The organism is Pseudomonas sp. Y5-11, assembly GCF_022368695.1.
In the GTDB taxonomy this organism is placed as follows: Bacteria; Pseudomonadota; Gammaproteobacteria; order Pseudomonadales; family Pseudomonadaceae; genus Aquipseudomonas; species Aquipseudomonas parakoreensis.
This window is the reverse complement of the sequence record NZ_CP058974.1, coordinates 2,469,815-2,486,541: the sequence shown is the minus strand read 5'-3', so window position 1 is coordinate 2,486,541 and position 16,727 is coordinate 2,469,815. Positions and strand designations below refer to the sequence as shown.

Annotated in this window: 20 protein-coding genes; 10 read left to right on the top strand and 10 right to left on the bottom strand. The window is 61.1% G+C overall.

Annotated features, from left to right (window positions below; translation table 11 throughout):
* Positions 1–120: 120 nt before the first annotated feature.
* Positions 121–1,197, top strand: a complete 1,077-nt coding sequence (locus HXW87_RS11190; RefSeq protein WP_239778912.1) for a DUF748 domain-containing protein — start codon at positions 121–123, stop codon at positions 1,195–1,197.
* Here the strand turns inward: HXW87_RS11190 and HXW87_RS11185 are convergent.
* Together HXW87_RS11185 and HXW87_RS11180 are read right to left on the bottom strand one after the other, a co-directional pair.
* The gene (locus HXW87_RS11185; RefSeq protein WP_239778911.1) at positions 1,194–1,691 is read right to left on the bottom strand and encodes a helix-turn-helix domain-containing protein; all 498 of its coding nucleotides are present in this window, start codon (positions 1,689–1,691) and stop codon (positions 1,194–1,196) included. The two genes, HXW87_RS11190 and HXW87_RS11185, sit on opposite strands and share 4 nt — an antisense overlap.
* Positions 1,679–1,909, bottom strand: coding sequence for a DUF4160 domain-containing protein (locus tag HXW87_RS11180; protein ID WP_239778910.1), 231 nt, complete (start codon positions 1,907–1,909; stop codon positions 1,679–1,681). The genes HXW87_RS11185 and HXW87_RS11180 overlap by 13 nt, the downstream gene beginning before the upstream one ends.
* A gap of 202 nt (positions 1,910–2,111) precedes the next feature.
* Between HXW87_RS11180 and HXW87_RS11175 the strand changes: the two genes are divergently transcribed.
* Complete coding sequence (locus tag HXW87_RS11175; protein WP_239778909.1) at positions 2,112–2,957, top strand: MoxR family ATPase; 846 nt, start codon at positions 2,112–2,114, stop codon at positions 2,955–2,957.
* A 12-nt stretch (positions 2,958–2,969) separates the two neighbouring features.
* A complete protein-coding gene (locus HXW87_RS11170) occupies positions 2,970–4,148 on the top strand; it encodes a VWA domain-containing protein (RefSeq protein ID WP_182402722.1) in 1,179 nt (392 codons plus the stop codon).
* A gap of 87 nt (positions 4,149–4,235) precedes the next feature.
* Here HXW87_RS11170 and HXW87_RS11165 read toward each other — a convergent pair whose 3' ends face one another.
* The 4 genes from HXW87_RS11165 to HXW87_RS11150 form a co-directional block, all read right to left on the bottom strand.
* A complete protein-coding gene (locus HXW87_RS11165) occupies positions 4,236–5,153 on the bottom strand; it encodes a biotin-dependent carboxyltransferase family protein (RefSeq protein WP_182404060.1) in 918 nt (305 codons plus the stop codon).
* On the bottom strand, positions 5,150–5,854 hold the full coding sequence (gene pxpB / locus HXW87_RS11160) for a 5-oxoprolinase subunit PxpB (RefSeq protein WP_131669961.1): 705 nt from the start codon (positions 5,852–5,854) through the stop codon (positions 5,150–5,152). The genes HXW87_RS11165 and pxpB overlap by 4 nt, the downstream gene beginning before the upstream one ends.
* Positions 5,851–6,603: a 5-oxoprolinase subunit PxpA gene (locus HXW87_RS11155; protein WP_047292330.1), complete on the bottom strand. Its 753-nt coding sequence runs from the start codon at positions 6,601–6,603 to the stop codon at positions 5,851–5,853. The genes pxpB and HXW87_RS11155 overlap by 4 nt, the downstream gene beginning before the upstream one ends.
* 63 nt (positions 6,604–6,666) lie before the next feature.
* Positions 6,667–7,953 carry an MFS transporter gene (locus tag HXW87_RS11150; protein ID WP_047292328.1) on the bottom strand — a complete coding sequence of 429 codons (1,287 nt, stop codon included), beginning with the start codon at positions 7,951–7,953 and terminating at the stop codon, positions 6,667–6,669.
* Between the two features lie 158 nt (positions 7,954–8,111).
* On the opposite strand from HXW87_RS11150, the gene HXW87_RS11145 reads away from it, so the two are divergent.
* A complete protein-coding gene (locus HXW87_RS11145) occupies positions 8,112–9,026 on the top strand; it encodes a LysR family transcriptional regulator (protein ID WP_047292326.1) in 915 nt (304 codons plus the stop codon).
* Positions 9,027–9,172: 146 nt separating this feature from the next.
* Here the strand turns inward: HXW87_RS11145 and HXW87_RS11140 are convergent, their stop codons facing one another.
* The 3 genes from HXW87_RS11140 to HXW87_RS11130 are packed head-to-tail and all read right to left on the bottom strand — an operon-like array spanning position 9,173 to position 11,020.
* Positions 9,173–9,715 carry a DUF2937 family protein gene (locus HXW87_RS11140; RefSeq protein ID WP_007969600.1) on the bottom strand — a complete coding sequence of 181 codons (543 nt, stop codon included), beginning with the start codon at positions 9,713–9,715 and terminating at the stop codon, positions 9,173–9,175.
* 14 nt (positions 9,716–9,729) lie between these two features.
* Positions 9,730–10,506, bottom strand: a complete 777-nt coding sequence (locus HXW87_RS11135; RefSeq protein ID WP_007969599.1) for a class II glutamine amidotransferase — start codon at positions 10,504–10,506, stop codon at positions 9,730–9,732.
* 16 nt (positions 10,507–10,522) lie between these two features.
* On the bottom strand, positions 10,523–11,020 hold the full coding sequence (locus HXW87_RS11130; protein ID WP_182404058.1) for an MFS transporter: 498 nt from the start codon (positions 11,018–11,020) through the stop codon (positions 10,523–10,525).
* A gap of 237 nt (positions 11,021–11,257) precedes the next feature.
* On the opposite strand from HXW87_RS11130, the gene HXW87_RS11125 reads away from it, so the two are divergent.
* Entirely contained in the window at positions 11,258–13,312 is a 2,055-nt protein-coding gene (locus tag HXW87_RS11125) for a S9 family peptidase (RefSeq protein ID WP_239778908.1), read from the top strand.
* Between the two features lie 275 nt (positions 13,313–13,587).
* A complete protein-coding gene (locus tag HXW87_RS11120) occupies positions 13,588–14,061 on the top strand; it encodes a cyclic nucleotide-binding domain-containing protein (RefSeq protein WP_041070525.1) in 474 nt (157 codons plus the stop codon).
* Here the strand turns inward: HXW87_RS11120 and HXW87_RS11115 are convergent.
* Positions 14,058–14,342 (bottom strand): hypothetical protein, encoded by a 285-nt coding sequence (locus HXW87_RS11115; protein ID WP_239778907.1) that lies wholly within the window; start codon positions 14,340–14,342, stop codon positions 14,058–14,060. The two genes, HXW87_RS11120 and HXW87_RS11115, sit on opposite strands and share 4 nt — an antisense overlap.
* Before the next feature lie 81 nt (positions 14,343–14,423).
* Between HXW87_RS11115 and HXW87_RS11110 the strand changes: the two genes are divergently transcribed.
* The 4 genes from HXW87_RS11110 (at position 14,424) to HXW87_RS11095 (ending at position 16,653) form a co-directional block, all read left to right on the top strand.
* The gene (locus tag HXW87_RS11110; RefSeq protein WP_239778906.1) at positions 14,424–15,110 is read left to right on the top strand and encodes a hypothetical protein; all 687 of its coding nucleotides are present in this window, start codon (positions 14,424–14,426) and stop codon (positions 15,108–15,110) included.
* Positions 15,111–15,158: 48 nt separating this feature from the next.
* A complete protein-coding gene (locus HXW87_RS11105; protein WP_003222612.1) occupies positions 15,159–15,530 on the top strand; it encodes a YajD family HNH nuclease in 372 nt (123 codons plus the stop codon).
* A 192-nt stretch (positions 15,531–15,722) separates the two neighbouring features.
* On the top strand, positions 15,723–16,193 hold the full coding sequence (locus tag HXW87_RS11100) for an RNA methyltransferase (protein ID WP_007911337.1): 471 nt from the start codon (positions 15,723–15,725) through the stop codon (positions 16,191–16,193).
* An 82-nt stretch (positions 16,194–16,275) separates the two neighbouring features.
* Positions 16,276–16,653, top strand: coding sequence for a DUF2892 domain-containing protein (locus HXW87_RS11095; protein WP_041070334.1), 378 nt, complete (start codon positions 16,276–16,278; stop codon positions 16,651–16,653).
* The last annotated feature ends 74 nt before the right edge of the window (positions 16,654–16,727 follow it).

Here is a 16,727-nt window from a genome sequence, read left to right as displayed (position 1 = left end):
TCCTTATGCAGCGTTGAATTCAGCCTTTCAAGGTATGCCTGTTGCCTGATGCAGTCCAGTCGGGTCGAACGTCTGCGACGCGCAACAGTCAATCGCTTACATTGTTCGGGAACTACCGCCATGAAGCGTCGCTACAGCTGGCCCATCGGAATTTTCGCCATCATCGTCGTGCTGCTGATCGCCCTGCACATCGCCCTGCCCTACGTGGTACGCGATTACTTGAACGGCAAGCTCGCCGACATGGGCGATTACCGCGGTCAGATCACCGATGTCGATCTGGCCCTTTGGCGCGGCGCTTATAAGATCAACGGCCTGAAAATCGTCAAGGTCGACGGCAAAGTACCGGTGCCGTTCGTCAACGCGCCGGTGATTGATCTGGCGGTCAGTTGGCACTCGCTGTGGTACGACCATGCCGTGGTGGCGCAGGTGCAATTCTTCAATCCCGAGATCAACTTCGTCGATGGCGGCCCCAACAAGCAGAACTCGCAGACTGGTAAAGGCACCGACTGGCGGGCGCAACTGGGCAAGTTGCTGCCGATCACTCTCGACGAGGTGCAGATCCACGACGGCAAGATCACTTTCCGCAATTTCAACTCCAAACCGCCGGTCAACATGAACGCCAGCAACGTCGAGGCGAGCATCTACAACCTGACCAACGTGGTCGACAAACAGGGCAAGCGCGATGCCCGCTTCGAAGGCAAGGCCAAGCTGCTCGGCCACGCACCGCTGGAGACCAGCGCCACCTTCGATCCGCTGAGCAACTTCGAAGACTTCCAGTTCCGCCTGCGCGCCCGCGACATCGAACTCAAGAGCATGAACGACTTCGCCTCGGCCTACGGCAAGTTCGACTTCAACGCCGGCCACGGCGACGTGGTCATCGAGGCCCAGGCGAAAAAAGCCCAGGTCACTGGCTACATCAAACCGTTGCTGCGCGACGTCGAAGTGTTCAACTGGCAGCAGGATGTGGAAAACAAGGACAAGAGCATCTTCCGCTCCGTCTGGGAGGCCATCGTCGGCGGCACGGAAACCGTGCTGAAGAACCAGGCCAAAAACCAGTTCGCCACCAAGGTCGAACTCAGTGGCAACGTGCATCAGCAAAATATCAGCGCGTTCGAAGCGTTCTTGCAGATTTTGCGTAATGGCTTCATTCAGGCTTTCAATGCGCGGTATGAGCGGCCGAAGCCGGATGCGGGCTAATTCTTACGATTAACGACATATCGACCAGACTCTTCAGCCGCCAGCGTGGACTTTTGCTGCAATGAGTCCCAACCAAGACAAGCCAAGGCTAATGACCTTGGCACCGCCTCCCGCCCATTACTGTATCGGCTGATGCTGCGGGCACTGACACCCAGCGCCTCGGCTGCCTGATTCAGTGAGAGTCCGGTACGTGCACGCCAATCGATGAAAATCCGAGTGTTTTCATCGACAGTGTTTTGGGCCAGCGCATCCATATAAAGCGTGCCTGCGCCAATCTGTATATCGGGCTCAAGCCATTCGACCGTCCAGCCATTGTCGTCAAGGGTCGCAGCCGCAAACACTTCGGGATCAAGCAATGGTTGCAGACCTGGATAAGCGTGGATATCTCGGCTCAGGTCAAGGGTCAGATCCTGACCATCAATGAAGGTCAGTTTCAATCGAAAACCTGACAGTGCCTGCATAGCCGTCAGACGAGGCCTTTTCATGGGTAACATCGTTTCCAGTCCTCCAGCAGTTGCACTTGATGAGCCGCAACCCAAGCCAGCGCTTCCTTGATAATCAGCGGCGGTGCCTTGCCCGTCATGACTTCGACGGTTTCAAGGCTCAGCATCACGTCCACACCGCCACCGATCAAGTGGACATGGGGTGGCGGGTGATTCTTCTCACGTAACTGAATGCGGTATTTGTCGCGAAATCGGTATTTAGTCGTCATGCCCGACAGGCTATCGCCAAATCGGCGATACCTGAATACTGGCCTCTGGCCGAAACCGAGTCAACATGTGACGCCCCATTCAGAGACTGAATAAGCCGTCTGCGTTCACAGTCGACCGGGCTGCGCGTTATAGTCGGGGCATCCGATTTTTTCGCCCCCGCCCTGCCCGTGCAGGTCGGCGTTACCGTTCGAGGATTAGCAGATGAAGTTCGAAGGCACCCAGGCCTACGTCGCCACCGATGACCTGAAGCTGGCGGTCAACGCCGCCATCACCCTGGAGCGGCCGCTGCTGGTCAAGGGTGAACCGGGCACCGGCAAGACCATGCTCGCCGAGCAACTGGCCGAATCGTTCGGCGCCAAGCTGATCACCTGGCACATCAAGTCCACCACCAAGGCCCATCAGGGGCTGTACGAGTACGATGCGGTCAGCCGTCTGCGCGACTCGCAACTGGGCAACGAAAAAGTCCACGACGTGCGCAACTACCTGAAGAAGGGCAAGTTGTGGGAGGCGTTCGAGTCCGAAGAACGCGTCATTCTGCTGATCGACGAAATCGACAAGGCTGACATCGAGTTCCCCAACGACCTGCTGCAAGAACTCGACAAGATGGAGTTCTACGTTTACGAGATCGACGAGACCATCAAGGCAAAAAAACGCCCGATCATCATCATTACCTCGAACAACGAGAAAGAGCTGCCGGACGCCTTCCTGCGCCGCTGCTTCTTCCACTACATCACCTTCCCCGACCGCAGCACCCTGCAGAAAATCGTCGACGTGCACTACCCGGACATCAAGAAGGATCTGGTCAGCGAAGCGCTGGACGTGTTCTTCGACGTGCGCAAGGTGCCGGGCCTGAAGAAGAAGCCGTCGACCTCGGAACTGGTCGATTGGCTGAAGCTGCTGATGGCTGACAACATCGGCGAAGCGGTGCTGCGCGAGCGCGATCCGACCAAAGCCATTCCGCCACTGGCCGGTGCGCTGGTGAAGAACGAGCAGGACGTGCAGTTGCTTGAGCGCCTGGCGTTCATGAGCCGTCGCGGTTCTCGCTAAGAGGCTGATGCCATGTTGCTCAACCTGTTCAACGAAATGCGTGCCGCCAAGGTGCCGGTGTCGGTGCGCGAGCTGCTCGACCTGATCAACGCGCTGAAACAGCGCGTGACCTTCGCCGACATGGACGAGTTCTATTACTTGTCGCGGGCGATTCTGGTCAAGGACGAACGGCATTTCGACAAGTTCGACCGTGCGTTCGGCGCCTACTTCAATGGCCTGGAAAAACTCGACGATCACCTGCAGGCATTGATTCCCGAAGACTGGCTGCGCAAGGAATTCGAGCGCTCGCTGAGCGATGAGGAACGCGCGCAGATCCAGTCCCTCGGCGGCCTGGACAAGCTGATCGAAGAGTTCAAGAAACGTCTGGAAGAACAGAAGGAACGCCACGCCGGCGGCAACAAATGGATCGGCACCGGCGGCACCAGCCCGTTTGGCTCCGGCGGCTTCAACCCGGAAGGCATTCGGGTCGGCGATGCCGGCAAGCGCCAGGGCAAAGCGGTGAAAGTCTGGGATCAGCGCGAGTACAAGAACCTCGACGATTCGGTGGAACTGGGCACCCGCAACATCAAGGTCGCTTTGCGTCGCCTGCGTAAATTCGCCCGTCAGGGGGCAGCGGAAGAACTCGACATCGACGGCACCATCGACCACACCGCCAAGGATGCCGGCCTGCTGAACATCCAGATGCGCCCGGAGCGGCGCAACACGGTGAAGCTGTTGCTGCTGTTCGACATCGGCGGCTCGATGGACGCCCACGTGAAGATCTGCGAGGAGTTGTTCTCGGCGTGCAAGACCGAGTTCAAGCATCTGGAGTACTTCTACTTCCACAACTTCATTTATGAATCGGTGTGGAAGAACAACATGCGCCGCACTTCCGAGCGCTTCTCGACGCAGGACTTGCTGCACAAGTACGGCGCCGACTACAAAGTGATCTTCATCGGCGACGCCGCCATGGCGCCCTACGAAATCACCCAGGCCGGCGGCAGTGTCGAGCACTGGAACGAAGAGCCGGGTTACGTGTGGATGCAGCGCTTCATGGAAAAGTACAAGAAGCTCATCTGGATCAATCCGTATCCGAAGGACACTTGGGGCTATACCTCGTCGACCAATATCGTGCGCGATTTGATCGAGGACCAGATGTATCCGTTGACGTTGCGCGGGTTGGAAGAAGGGATGCGCTTCCTGTCCAAATAAAAGCAAAAGATCGCAGCCTGCGGCAGCTCCTACAGCGAAGTTCGCGTTTCCCTGTAGGAGCTGCCGCAGGCTGCGATCTTTTGATCTTCAACCAAAGCGCTGCAAATACTCGACATGCTCCCGGTGCGCCACTTCCTGCACCACCGGCCTTAACCGCACCTGCGCCCCCGGCAGACACTGCGCCAGTCGCGCCAGCGCCAACGGCGTCAACGCTCCCAACCGTGGGTAGCCACCAATCGTCTGCCGATCATTGAGCAAGACAATCGGCTGCCCGTCCGGCGGCACCTGCACCGCGCCCAGCGGAATGCCCTCGGAAATCATCGGCCCGCCCTGGTACTGCAACGCCTTGCCCAACAGTCGAATGCCCATGCGGTCGGCACGACTGTCCAGTGCCCATGGACTGTTGAACACATCAAACAGACTTTGCCCGCTGAACTGGCCGATCTGTGCGCCGAGCACCAGATCCAGCGGTGCATTGAGGCGCAAATCAGGTCGATGCGCCAGCGGCACTTCACGCACCTGCAGAACCTCCCCGCGATAACTCAATGTCGCGCCCTTGGTCAGCGGCAACCCCATGCCATCCAGTCCACCCAGCTCTTCGCGCACCACCGTGGCGCTGCTGCCCAGCACCTGCGGCGCGTCGAAACCACCGGGCGCGGCCAGATAAGCCCGGGCGCCGAGCAGCGGTTGGGTGAACCTCAATGTCTGGCCTTGGCCCAGCTTGAAACTGCGCCACGGCGCCAGCGCCTGACCATCGATCTGCGCACCGAGATCAGCGCCGGCCAGCGCCAGCAAGCAATCGTCCTGCGCCACTACGGCAAATCCGCCAAGGGTGATTTCGATTGCAGGCAGATCCAGCCGGTTACCCAGCAGCCAGTTGGCCCAGTTCATCGAACACCAATCTGCTGCGCCGCCCTGCGTCACGCCCAAATGGCGCACGCCAAAACGCCCGGCGTCCTGCAACAAACTCAGCGGCGTGCTGGCTTCAATCGTCAGTCGGCTCATGCCAGCGCCTCCAGCGGTGTGTCATCACCGCCCAGGTTGATGAACTCGGCGTGGCTCACCGCTTCGAAACGCACGGTGTCGCCGGGTTGCATCAGGCTGTAGCCGTCGCGATGACGGTCGAACAGTTTCGCCGGGGTACGGCCGATCAGGTTCCAGCCGCCGGGGGACACCACCGGATAAGCCGCGGTCTGCCGTTCGGCGATGCCGACACTGCCGGCCGCGACTTTCTTGCGCGGGGTGTCCAGACGTGGCGCCGCGAGGATTTCTTCCACCAGTCCCATGAAGGCGAATCCCGGTGCGAAGCCGAGGGCGAACACCTGATATTCGCGAGCGCTGTGACGGCGGATCACCTCCTCCACCGCCAACCCGCTGCGCTGCGCCAGCAGACTCAGTTCGGGGCCGACACTCAGGTCGTACCAGACCGGCAACACATGGCACTGGCCACGGGTTCGTGCATTTGGCGACAGGTCGATCAAGGCTTCAGCGATCAATTCACGGGCCTGACTCGGGCTCAGCGCGGTCAGGTCGTAATGCACCATCAACGTGGTGTAGGACGGCACCAGATCGATCAACTGCGCGCCAAACACCGCACGCAGTCGCTCACTGGCGGCGAGCATCCACGGCATGTTGGCTTCGGCGATTTCATCGAACAGGCGCAGCATCAGGCAATCCACCGCCACCACTTCAATCCTTGGATTCATGGCGCACTCTGCTGATTCAGGGCCTCGCGAATGCGCCGCACGGCGGCCACCGAACTGGCGTTGTCGCCATGCACGCACAAGGTGTTGGCCTGCAGATGCAGCGCACTGCCGTCGCTGGCCACGAGGTCGCCGCCACGGGCGATAGTCAGGGCCTGTTCGATGATTGTTTCTGGTTCGTGATGCACCGCGCCTGCCAGTTGCCGCGACACCAGTCGACCCGCACTGTCGTAGGCACGGTCGGCGAAGGCTTCGAACCACAGGGTCACGCCGTATTCATCACCGAGCTGTTGCGCCGCCGCGTTGTCGCGAGTGGCCATCAGCATCAGCGGCAACGAGCGATCGTAAGCGGCGACGGCCTGAATCACCGCCCGCAACTGTGCCGGGTTGGCCATCATGTCGTTGTACATCGCGCCGTGGGGTTTGACGTAACTGACTCGCCCACCCTGCGCGCGGCAAATGCCGTCGAGCGCGCCGATCTGGTAATGCAGGATGTCTTGCAGCTCTTGCGCGGAATAGGCCATGGAACGCCGGCCGAAACCGACCAGATCCTGATAGGCCGGGTGCGCGCCGATCTGCACGCCGTGGCTCAGGGCCAGACTGACGGTCTTGCGCATGATGCCCGGGTCACCGGCATGGAAGCCGCAGGCCACGTTGGCGCAGTCGATGAAGGGCATGACTTCGGCGTCCAGACCCATGGTCCAGCTGCCGAAACTCTCGCCGATGTCACAGTTCAATAGCAGGCGGCTCACGGTGAACACTCCTGTAGCTTCTGGTCTTTTTATCTGTAGGACACTTGCAAGGCAGGTTATCAGTTACTGCGCATCCAGTTGCTTGCCACGGGTTTCCGGCAGGCTCAAGGCGGCCAGAATCACCACGCCGTAGGACACCGCCGCAAACGCACCGATCCCCACGCTCAGCGGTACCTTCTGGCTGAGCAGGCCAATCAGCAGCGGGAACAGAGCCGCCAGCGCCCGGCCGATGTTGTAGCAGAAGCCTTGCCCCGAGCCACGAATCCGCGTCGGAAACAACTCGGTGAGAAACGCGCCCATGCCGCTGAAAATCCCCGAGGCGAAGAAGCCCAGGGGAAAGCCCAACCACAGCATCACGCCATTGCTGACCGGCATCTGCGTGTATAGCAAGACGATGGTGAACGAGCCGACCGCGAACAGGATGAAGTTCTTTTTCCGACCAAGCAGATCAGTCAGATAAGCGCTGATCACATAGCCGACGTAGGAACCGACGATCACCATCGCCAGATAGCCGCCAGTGCCGAGCACACTCAGGCCGCGTTCGTTCTTGAGAAAAGTCGGCAGCCACGAGGTGATCGCGTAGTAACCGCCGAGCGCACCGGTAGTCAGCAAGGAGGCACGGAACGTGGTGAACAGCATGCCCGGGGCGAAGATCTCATAGAACTTCGCCGGATTTTCCGGGGTTTGCGCCGCCTTGGCTTCGCGGTAGATCTCCGGGTCTTTCACCAGCCGACGCACGAAAATCACGAACACCGCTGGCACGATGCCAAGGATGAACAGCGCCCGCCAGGCCTCTTCCGGCGGCAGCAGCGAGAACAGCAGCGCGTACAGAATCGCCGTCAGCCCCCAGCCCAAGGCCCAACCGCTCTGCACCATGCCCACCGCTTTGCCGCGATCCTTGGCGCGAATCACTTCACCGATCAGCACCGCGCCGGCGGTCCATTCGCCGCCAAAACCGAAGCCCATCAGGGTGCGGGCGATCAGCAACTGTTCGTAGTTCTGCGCGAAACCGCAGAGGAAGGTGAAGAAGGCGAACCACAGCACCGTCAGTTGCAAGGTGCGCACGCGGCCGATGCGGTCGGAAAGAATCCCCGCCACCCAGCCGCCAATGGCCGAGGCGATCAGCGTGCTGGTGTGAATCAGCCCGGCCTGCCCGGTGGTGATGCCCCACATGGCGATCAGGGTCGGCACCACGAAGCTGAGCATCTGCGTGTCCATACCGTCCAGGCCATAGCCGATCTTGCAGCTCCAGAAGGTGCGACGCTCTTGCTGATTGATGTTGCGATACCAGTCGAACGGTCCGGGGCGGGCCGTGCTCTTGGGGAGGTCGAGGGTGTCGGGCGCACGCATGGCAAGTCTCCGCAGGCTTTTATTGGTCTTGTTCGAAGTTCCGACGACGCCTATCGTGGGAACCGGATGCGCCGATTTTTCGTCGCCCGGCCCTGCTGCGTCCAACGAATAAAAACCCGCCTTAGGCATAAGAAAAATTTGTCACCCGAGCCGTTGCCATGAACCTGAAGTTTCTCGAGACCTTTGTCTGGGTCGCCCGGCTGAAGAGTTTTCGCCTGACCGCCGACAAGCTGTTCACCACCCAGGCGTCGATTTCCAGCCGCATCGCGGTGCTCGAAGGCGAGCTGGGGGTGAAGCTGTTTCTGCGCGATTCACGCGGCGTCAGCCTGACGCCCGAAGGCCTGAAAGTGCTGGATTATGCCGAGCAGATGCTCGATACGATGTCGGCGCTCAAGCAATCAATCGAGACCCGCTCGAGCAAGGTCGGCCGGGTGCGCATCGGCGTGATGGACACGGTGATCCACACCTGGCTCAGCCCGTTGGTGGCGCAGATGACCGAACGGTACCCGAGGGTGGAAATCGAGCTGGTGGCGGATACCTCGCTGAATCTCTGCGATCAGCTGCAAAAAGGCTTTCTCGACATCGTTCTGCAAACCGATCTGGTGCGCCACGAAAGCGTGCGCAGCCTCGAGCTGGCCAGCCATCCGCTGGGCTGGATCGTCGCCAGCAACTCGATCTACAACCGCGAGTACGCCGACCTTGGTGAGCTGGCGCGGGAACGGATCATCACTTATTCGAAAAACTCCCGACCGCACCAGGACCTGCTGGCGTTGATGCAGGCCAACGGCGTGCTCGCGCCACGCCTGAACTGCGTGAATTCAGTGTCGGCGATTACCCGGTTGTTAGGTGATGGATTCGGCATTGGCGTATTGCCGCCGGTGCTGGTGGCCGAGGAACTGGCGCGGGGTGAACTGACTTTGCTCGACATCGACCAGCGCCCGCCGAATCTGCAGGTGGTGGTGTCGTGGCGAGTTGGCGTGGAGTGGGTCGAGGAGATGGTGACGTTGTGTCAGCAGGTGCTGGCGGGGTATGCGCGCAAGGTGGGTGAAAAGTACATCACCCTCACTCAGTAATCACACCTGTGGTGAGGGGATTTATCCCCGATGGACTGCGCAGCAGTCCTGAAACCTGAGCAATCAGGTTTATCTGACACACTGTTGAGGGCCGCTTCGCGCCCCATCGGGGATAAATCCCCTCGCCACAGAGAGCTTTGCAAGCTTTAGAGGCCGCGCACGTCGCGGTCTTCAATCGGGCGGCTCTGGCGCAAACGCCGGCCACCCAGCACCACCCAGTCAATCAGACGAATCAGGCACTCGATGCCGAACGACAGCAGCAACGCGCCGCTCATGCCCCAGATCATCGCTTCCGGGGTCAGCAGGATCTGGTAGCTGTAGCCGTTCCAGGTTTCCTTGCGAATGTCCGGATCGGCGGCCAGCACCACTTGCAGGAAGCGGATGTACCACGGGCCCTGCATCGCCTGAAACTGTTTATCCAGCGCCGTCTGGCGGTTGAGCAAGGTGCTCAGGCTGTCGGCATCGCTGCGAAATACCGGGTCGTCACTGGCGCGGTAATGCGCGACCAGCGCCTGCAAGTCGCCCTTGAAGAACTGCTCGGCGGTGCCCTGAAAACCGCGCAGACCGGTCTGCGCTTCGATCAGATGGGCTTCGACGCGTTTGGCGTAATCGTTGATGAACCCCGGCACCTGGACACCGATCAACAGGCCCGCCGCAAACAACACCAGCCGTAGATAACTGAGCAACATCGAGGAGAGATCCTTTATTCGGTCGTGCCCTGGCTGACGCATTCGCCGCGTCGCCACAGGCTCCATTGGCCCGGTTGGTAACGGGTCCAGGTTTCGTTTTCGGTCAAAGGCTCGGTAGCGATCACCGTGACCACGTCGTTAGGCGTGGTTTCCGCCTGGAAATCGACGATCACATCGACATCCTTGAGCCGCGCCGGGCCGAACGGTGCGCGCCGGGTGATCTGTGCCAGTTTGGTCGAGCAATAGCAGAACAGCCAGTCGCCGTCACTGAGCAGGCAGTTGAACACGCCTTTGCTGCGATATTCAGCACACGCGGCGACCAGATCCGGCAGCAGCACTTCTATATCGACCGGTTCCGGGAAGGCTGCACGCACGCGGTTGAGCAAATCGCAGAACGCCGCTTCGCTGTCGGTGTCGCCCACCGGGCGGTAGAAGCTCTTGATCGGGGTGAAATCGGCGAGCTGGCCGTTGTGCGCGAAACACCAGTTACGGCCCCACAGTTCGCGGACGAACGGGTGGGTGTTGGACAGGCAGACCTTGCCGACGTTGGCCTGGCGGATGTGGCCGATGACCACCTCGCTTTTGATCGGATAGCGCTGCACCAGATTGGCGACTTCCGACTCGCTGCTGGCGGCCGGGTCCTGAAACAGGCGCAGACCGCGCCCTTCATAGAAGGCGATGCCCCAGCCGTCGCGGTGCGGGCCGGTACGCCCGCCGCGCTGCATCAGGCCGGTGAAGCTGAACACGATATCGGTCGGCACGTTGGCACTCATGCCCAGTAATTCACACATGTGCTGACTCTCGTGGTTACAGACGCGGCTCGACGCGCATGCGCTGCGGGTTGTTCGGCAATGGCGGGCGACCGTAACGGTCATCACCGGCACCGCCAAACGGCTGATCGTCGTCGCGATCATCGGCACGCGCCGCAGCCTTGGCGGCTTCGGCCTGCTCGCGACGGGCGCGCGAGGCGCGTTCGATCGGGAAGCGGATCAGCACGAAAACCAGGTAGATGCCGAAGGCAATCATGCCGTACATGAACAGGTCGGAAATCGCCCGCCAGGCGTTGTTGCCGACCTTGAAGGCCAGATCCAGCGCAGTGATGGCGATCGACGGTGCAACCTTGGCTTTCACCGGATCAATGATGGTCGGGCTGAACAGCAACACCGCCATCAGCACCCGCAGCGGCTCGCGCAGCCAGCGCCACATCCAGCGGGTCAGGCGCATCCATACCAACAGGCAGCCCACAGCGGCGAAGGCGTAGAGGCCCCAGGCGATCAGATAGTCGTTCTCGGTCATGGTGTCCATGGCAAGGCAGGCAAAGAGGCGCTTATAGTAACGACTTTTCGCCCGTCAGGCTTGTCCCAATGCCAGACGGCCAACAGCAAACCCTGTGGGAGCGAGCTTGCTCGCGAAAGCGTCGGGTCAGTGAAACAAATGTCATCTGACAGGACGCCTTCGCGAGCAAGCTCGCTCCCACAGGAGAGTGCGATGGTTTCAAGAGCTGCGAAAACCATTATTACGAATACTGTCCGAGAGCCTTCCATGCCCGAATCCGCCCACGTCATCCGCGCCCCGATCGCCCACAAGGCTGCCGGTGCCGACCCGTATGCCTGGCTGCAGGAACGCGACACCGACGCGGTGCTCGACTACCTCAAGGCTGAAAACGCCTATCAGGAAGCACAGACCGCCGATCAGGCCGCCCTGCGCGAAAGCCTGTTCGAGGAGATCAAGGGCCGGATCCTCGAAACCGACCTGTCCCTGCCCTCGCCGTGGGGGCCGTATCTGTATTACACGCGCACCACGGCGGGTGACGAATACGCCCGGCATTACCGCTGCCCGCGTCCGGCCGACGACAGCCTGACCCTCGACGAGAGCCGCGAGCAACTGCTGCTCGACCCCAACGAGCTGGCCAACGGCGGCTTCTTCTCGCTCGGCGCGTTCAGCATCAGCCCGGATCACCAGCGCCTGGCCTACAGCGTCGATGCTTCGGGCGACGAGATCTACACGCTGTTCGTCAAGGAACTGGCCAGCGAAAAGGTCAGCGAGCTGGAATTCCAGGACTGCGATGGCAGCATGACCTGGGCTAACGACAGCCTGACCTTGTTCTTCGGCGTGCTCGACGACACCCATCGCCCGCACAAGCTGTTTCGCTATCGCCTCGACGGCACCGCTGCCGAAGAGGTGTTCCATGAGCCGGACGGACGTTTCTTCCTGCATTGCTACCGCTCCAGTTCCGAGCAGCAATTGCTGCTGACCCTGGGCAGCAAGACCACCAGCGAAGTCTGGGCCCTGGACGCGCATCAGCCGCACCTGCCCTTCACCTGCCTGGCGCCCCGGGTCGAGGATCACGAATACGATGTCGACCACGGCGCGCTGGATGGCGCGTGGACCTGGTTCATCCGCACCAACCGTGACGGCATCAACTTCGCCCTGTATCAGGCACCGGACACCGGTGTCGTGCCGAGCGAGGCCGACTGGCAGAACCTGATTCCGCACAGCGACACGGTGATGCTCGACGGCGTAACGCTGAACACGGCGGCCATGACCCTGAGCCTGCGCGAAGCCGGTCTGCCGATCATCGAAGTTCACCCACAGGGCCAGACGCCGTATCGCGTGCAATTGCCGGACGCGGCCTACAGCCTCTATGTGCAGAACAGCCTGGAGTTCGAGAGCGACCGCATCCGTCTGCGTTACGAGGCGTTGAACCGTCCGGCGCAGGTGCGGCAGTTGCTGCTGGACAGCGGCGAGCAAACCGTCCTGAAAGAAACTCCGGTGCTCGGTCCGTTCGACGCCGACGCCTACGTCAGCCAACGCCTGTGGGCCACCGCGCCGGACGGCACGCAGGTGCCGATCAGCCTGGTGATGAAACGCGAGATGGTCGGCAAACCGGTGCCGCTGTACCTGTACGGTTATGGCGCCTACGGCTCCAGCCTCGACCCGTGGTTCTCCCACGCGCGCCTGAGCCTGCTGGACCGCGGCATGGCGTTCGCCATCGCCCACGTGCGTGGCGGCGGTGAGCTGGGCGAAGCGTGGTATCGCGCTGGCAAACAGGAGCACAAGCACAACACCTTCAGCGACTTCATTGCCTGCGCCGAATTTCTGATCCTCAACGGCATCACCACCGCTGAAAAACTGGCGATCAGCGGCGGCAGCGCTGGCGGCTTGTTGATTGGCGCAGTGCTGAACCAGCGTCCGGACCTGTTCGGCGTGGCGATTGCCGAAGTGCCGTTCGTCGACGTGCTCAACACCATGCTCGACCCCGATTTGCCGCTGACCGTCACCGAATATGACGAGTGGGGCAACCCCGCAGAGCCGGACGTCTACGAGCGGATCAAAGCGTACGCGCCGTACGAAAACGTCACCGCGCAGGCTTACCCGGCAATGCTGGTGATCGCCGGCTACAACGACAGCCGCGTGCAGTACTGGGAAGCCGCCAAGTGGGTGGCGAAACTGCGCGCGACCAAGACCGACGACAACCTGCTGCTGCTCAAGACCGAACTCGGCGCCGGGCATGGCGGAATGAGCGGGCGTTATCAGGGATTACGTGACGTAGCACTCGAATATGCATTTGTGTTCAAGGTTTTGGGCCTGGCCTGAGGAACTCCATCGGTCACTTGGGTCTTAACTCCAGACCCAGGAGGCCGATACACCACAGATCCCTGTAGGAACGAGCCTGTGTGGTGAGGGGATTTATCCCCGATGGGTGGCAAAGCCGCCCCAGATCTGCAATGCGATTCTTTCAGGCCGATCGCATTGGCGGATTTGCGACTGCTGCGCAGCCGATCGGGGATAAATCCCCTCACCACAGGCTCACTCCTACAAGGGTCCGTGTAGTGCCTGAAAACCGTGAAAACAATAAAGACCGCAACGACATGTCAGAACCGACCTTACTGAACAACGAAATCCGCGACTGGCTGATGGACTGTGGCCTGTTCGATCAATTGCAACTGGCGGACTTCGCCGCGGCCTCGGGCTACTTCAGCATCAGCACCGTGGCTGAAGGTGAAGCGATTTTCCGTGAGGGCGATGCCGGCAGTTTCATGTGCATCCTCCATACCGGTCAGGTCGCGGTGCAGAAGACTGGCCCTGACGGCCAGGTCATCACCATGGCCACCCTGCGCAGCGGCCGGGCGTTCGGGGAAATGGCCGTGCTCGATGGTGAGCGCCGTTCGGCGACCTGCGTCGCGGCGAGCAACTGCCAACTGCTCAACCTGGGCAAGGACTCACTGGAAAAGATGCTCAACGACGCGCCGAAGATCGCCGCCAAGATCATTCGCGCCCTCGCCGTGTCCCTTTCCAAACGCCTGCGCATGGCCGACGGCCAACTGGCGGCGCAACAGGTTTAACCGGCAGGGGATTTGGCCTTGGTGCTGCTCGGCTCGATGCCCGGCACCGGTTGATCCTTGCTCGGCGGGCTGGGCATTTCGATCGGCACCAGCGGCGGGCTACCACTGCCGGCACCGGCCTTCGGTGCGCTGATCGGGGTGATTTGCGGATACGGCGTTGGCGTGGCGGTACCCGGTGATCCGGGTTGCGGCGTCGGGCTGACCGGAATGGTCTGCTGCGCCTGCACTGCAGTAATCGCGAGCGCGGCCAGGGCAATGGCCGTTAGAATGATGCGCTTCATCAAGGGCTCCGTTTGGCCTCTAGTCTGCGTTCAGGCTACTCCCAACGGGCCTGCTTGCCTTCCCCCCTTGTAGAGATTTCCATGAAACGTTTCGTTCTGCTCGACACCACGCCGATCCCTGACAGCGGCGGCGCCCTGTGCCTGTTCGAGTATGGCGAGGATTTCGTCATCAAGATCCAGGGCGGCGACGGCGGGCAATTGATGAACACGCGCATGCACGGTTCCGAAGATGCGCTGGCCGAGATTCCTTGCCGCAAGGTGGCCGGACGGCCGAATTCACGGGTGCTGATTGGCGGTCTGGGCATGGGCTTCACCCTCGCCTCGGCGCTCAAGCATCTGGGCAAGAGCGCCGAAGTGGTGGTCGCCGAACTGGTGCCAGGGGTGGTCGAGTGGAACCGTGGGCCGCTTGGTGCAAAGTCCGGGCGACCGTTGCTCGATTCGCGCACGGTGATCCGCCAGGACGACGTGGCCAAGGTCCTGCAAAGCGAGCCGAACGGCTTCGACGCGATCATGCTCGACGTCGACAACGGTCCCGAAGGCCTGACCCAGAAGGCCAACAGCTGGCTGTATTCCGCCGCCGGTCTGAACGCCTGCGCCAAGGCCCTGCGGCCCAAAGGCGTGCTGGCGGTGTGGTCGGCCAGCGCTGACCGGCAGTTTTCCGACAAATTGAAGAAGGCCGGTTTCAAGGCCGAAGAAGTCCAGGTCTTCGCCCACGGCAACAAAGGCACCCGCCACACGATCTGGATTGCCGAGAAGCTCAAGGGCTGAGCTAAACTCTGCACATAACCGTCATCAGTCTTTTACAAAGGTGAACCCATGAGTTCGTCCACCCCGACCAACACGTCGAAACTCGATCGCATCCTGGCCGACAACCAGCGCGACAAGGAAATGGGCTACCGCGACAAAGCCCTGAAGATGTACCCGCACGTCTGCGGCCGCTGCGCCCGCGAGTTTTCCGGCAAGCGCCTGAGCGAACTGACCGTGCACCACCGCGATCACAACCACGACAACAACCCGCAGGACGGCTCGAACTGGGAACTGTTGTGCCTGTATTGCCATGACAATGAGCACTCGCGCTACACCGACCAGCAGTATTTCGGCGACGGCTCGCTGAGCACACCGAAAATCGCCAAGGCGACGCATAACCCGTTTGCCGCCCTCGCCGGGTTGATGAAAAAAGAAGATTAAAGTTCTTCATTGGCCCGACTGGCCCCTTCGCGAGCAAGCTCGCTCCCACACTGGATCGGTGTCATACACAAAACTACTGTGGGAGCGAGCTTGCTCGCGAAGGCGGCCGTTCGGGCACCGATAATCCGAGGTCTGACCACAACCGCCCAATCCCCGTATAATCGCCCTCTTTTTCCCGAAGGCACCCCGCTCGTGGCAGACAAACGTTACAGCTGCATTGGTTTGTACAACCCCAAGTCACCGGAGAACGTCGGTTCGGTGATGCGCGCCGCAGGCTGTTACGGCGTGGCGTCGGTGTTCTACACCGGCAAGCGTTATGAACGCGCCGCCGACTTCGTCACCGACACCAAGCGTGTGCACTACGACATTCCGCTGATCGGCATCGACGACCTGAAAAAGATCCTCCCGCTCAACTGCGTCCCGGTCGCCGTGGAACTGGTCGAGGGCGCCCGCCCGCTGCCGGAATACACCCACCCGGATCGCGCGCTATACATCTTTGGCCCGGAAGACGGCTCACTGGATAAAGAGATCCGCGACTGGTGCGAAGACGTCGTGTACATCCCGACCACCGGCTGCATGAATCTGGCAGCGACGGTCAACGTGGTGCTCTACGACCGCATGGCCAAAGGCCTGAATACCCGCTCCGGGCCGAAATTCCGCTGAAACGTCGCACATCCGATGGAACGAGCCGGGCGCTGTGGCAGTCAGCTTATCTATCTATTGCACATTGCCTGGGAGACAGATCATGACCGAACTCAAACGTGTCCAACGTATCGATTCCACCCCGTTCCAGAGCCCGACCGAGCAGAACGTCCAAGGCTGGGAGCGCATCGGCTCGCTGGCCGGTGGCGTGATCATGGTCGGCAAGGGCCTGCGCCGTGGCGGCGTGTTCGGTCTGATTCAAGTGGCGATTGGCGGTGTGGCGATGGCCCGTGGCATCACCGGGCACAGCTCGGTGAAGAGCCTGCTGGAGAAAAGCCGTCAGGACATGAACAACGTGCGGGCCAAAATCGAGCGCGCGGGTGAAGAGCTGAGCCAGCTCAAGGCCAATGCCGAGGCGGCGACCAGCACCGCGACGGTGACTGGCAATGATTCGGTGAAATCGCCGAAGGCCGGGGTTTAAAAGCAAAAGATCGCAGCCTGCGGCAGCCCCTACATGTGGAATGCGTTTCCCCTGCAGGAGCTGCCACAGGCTGC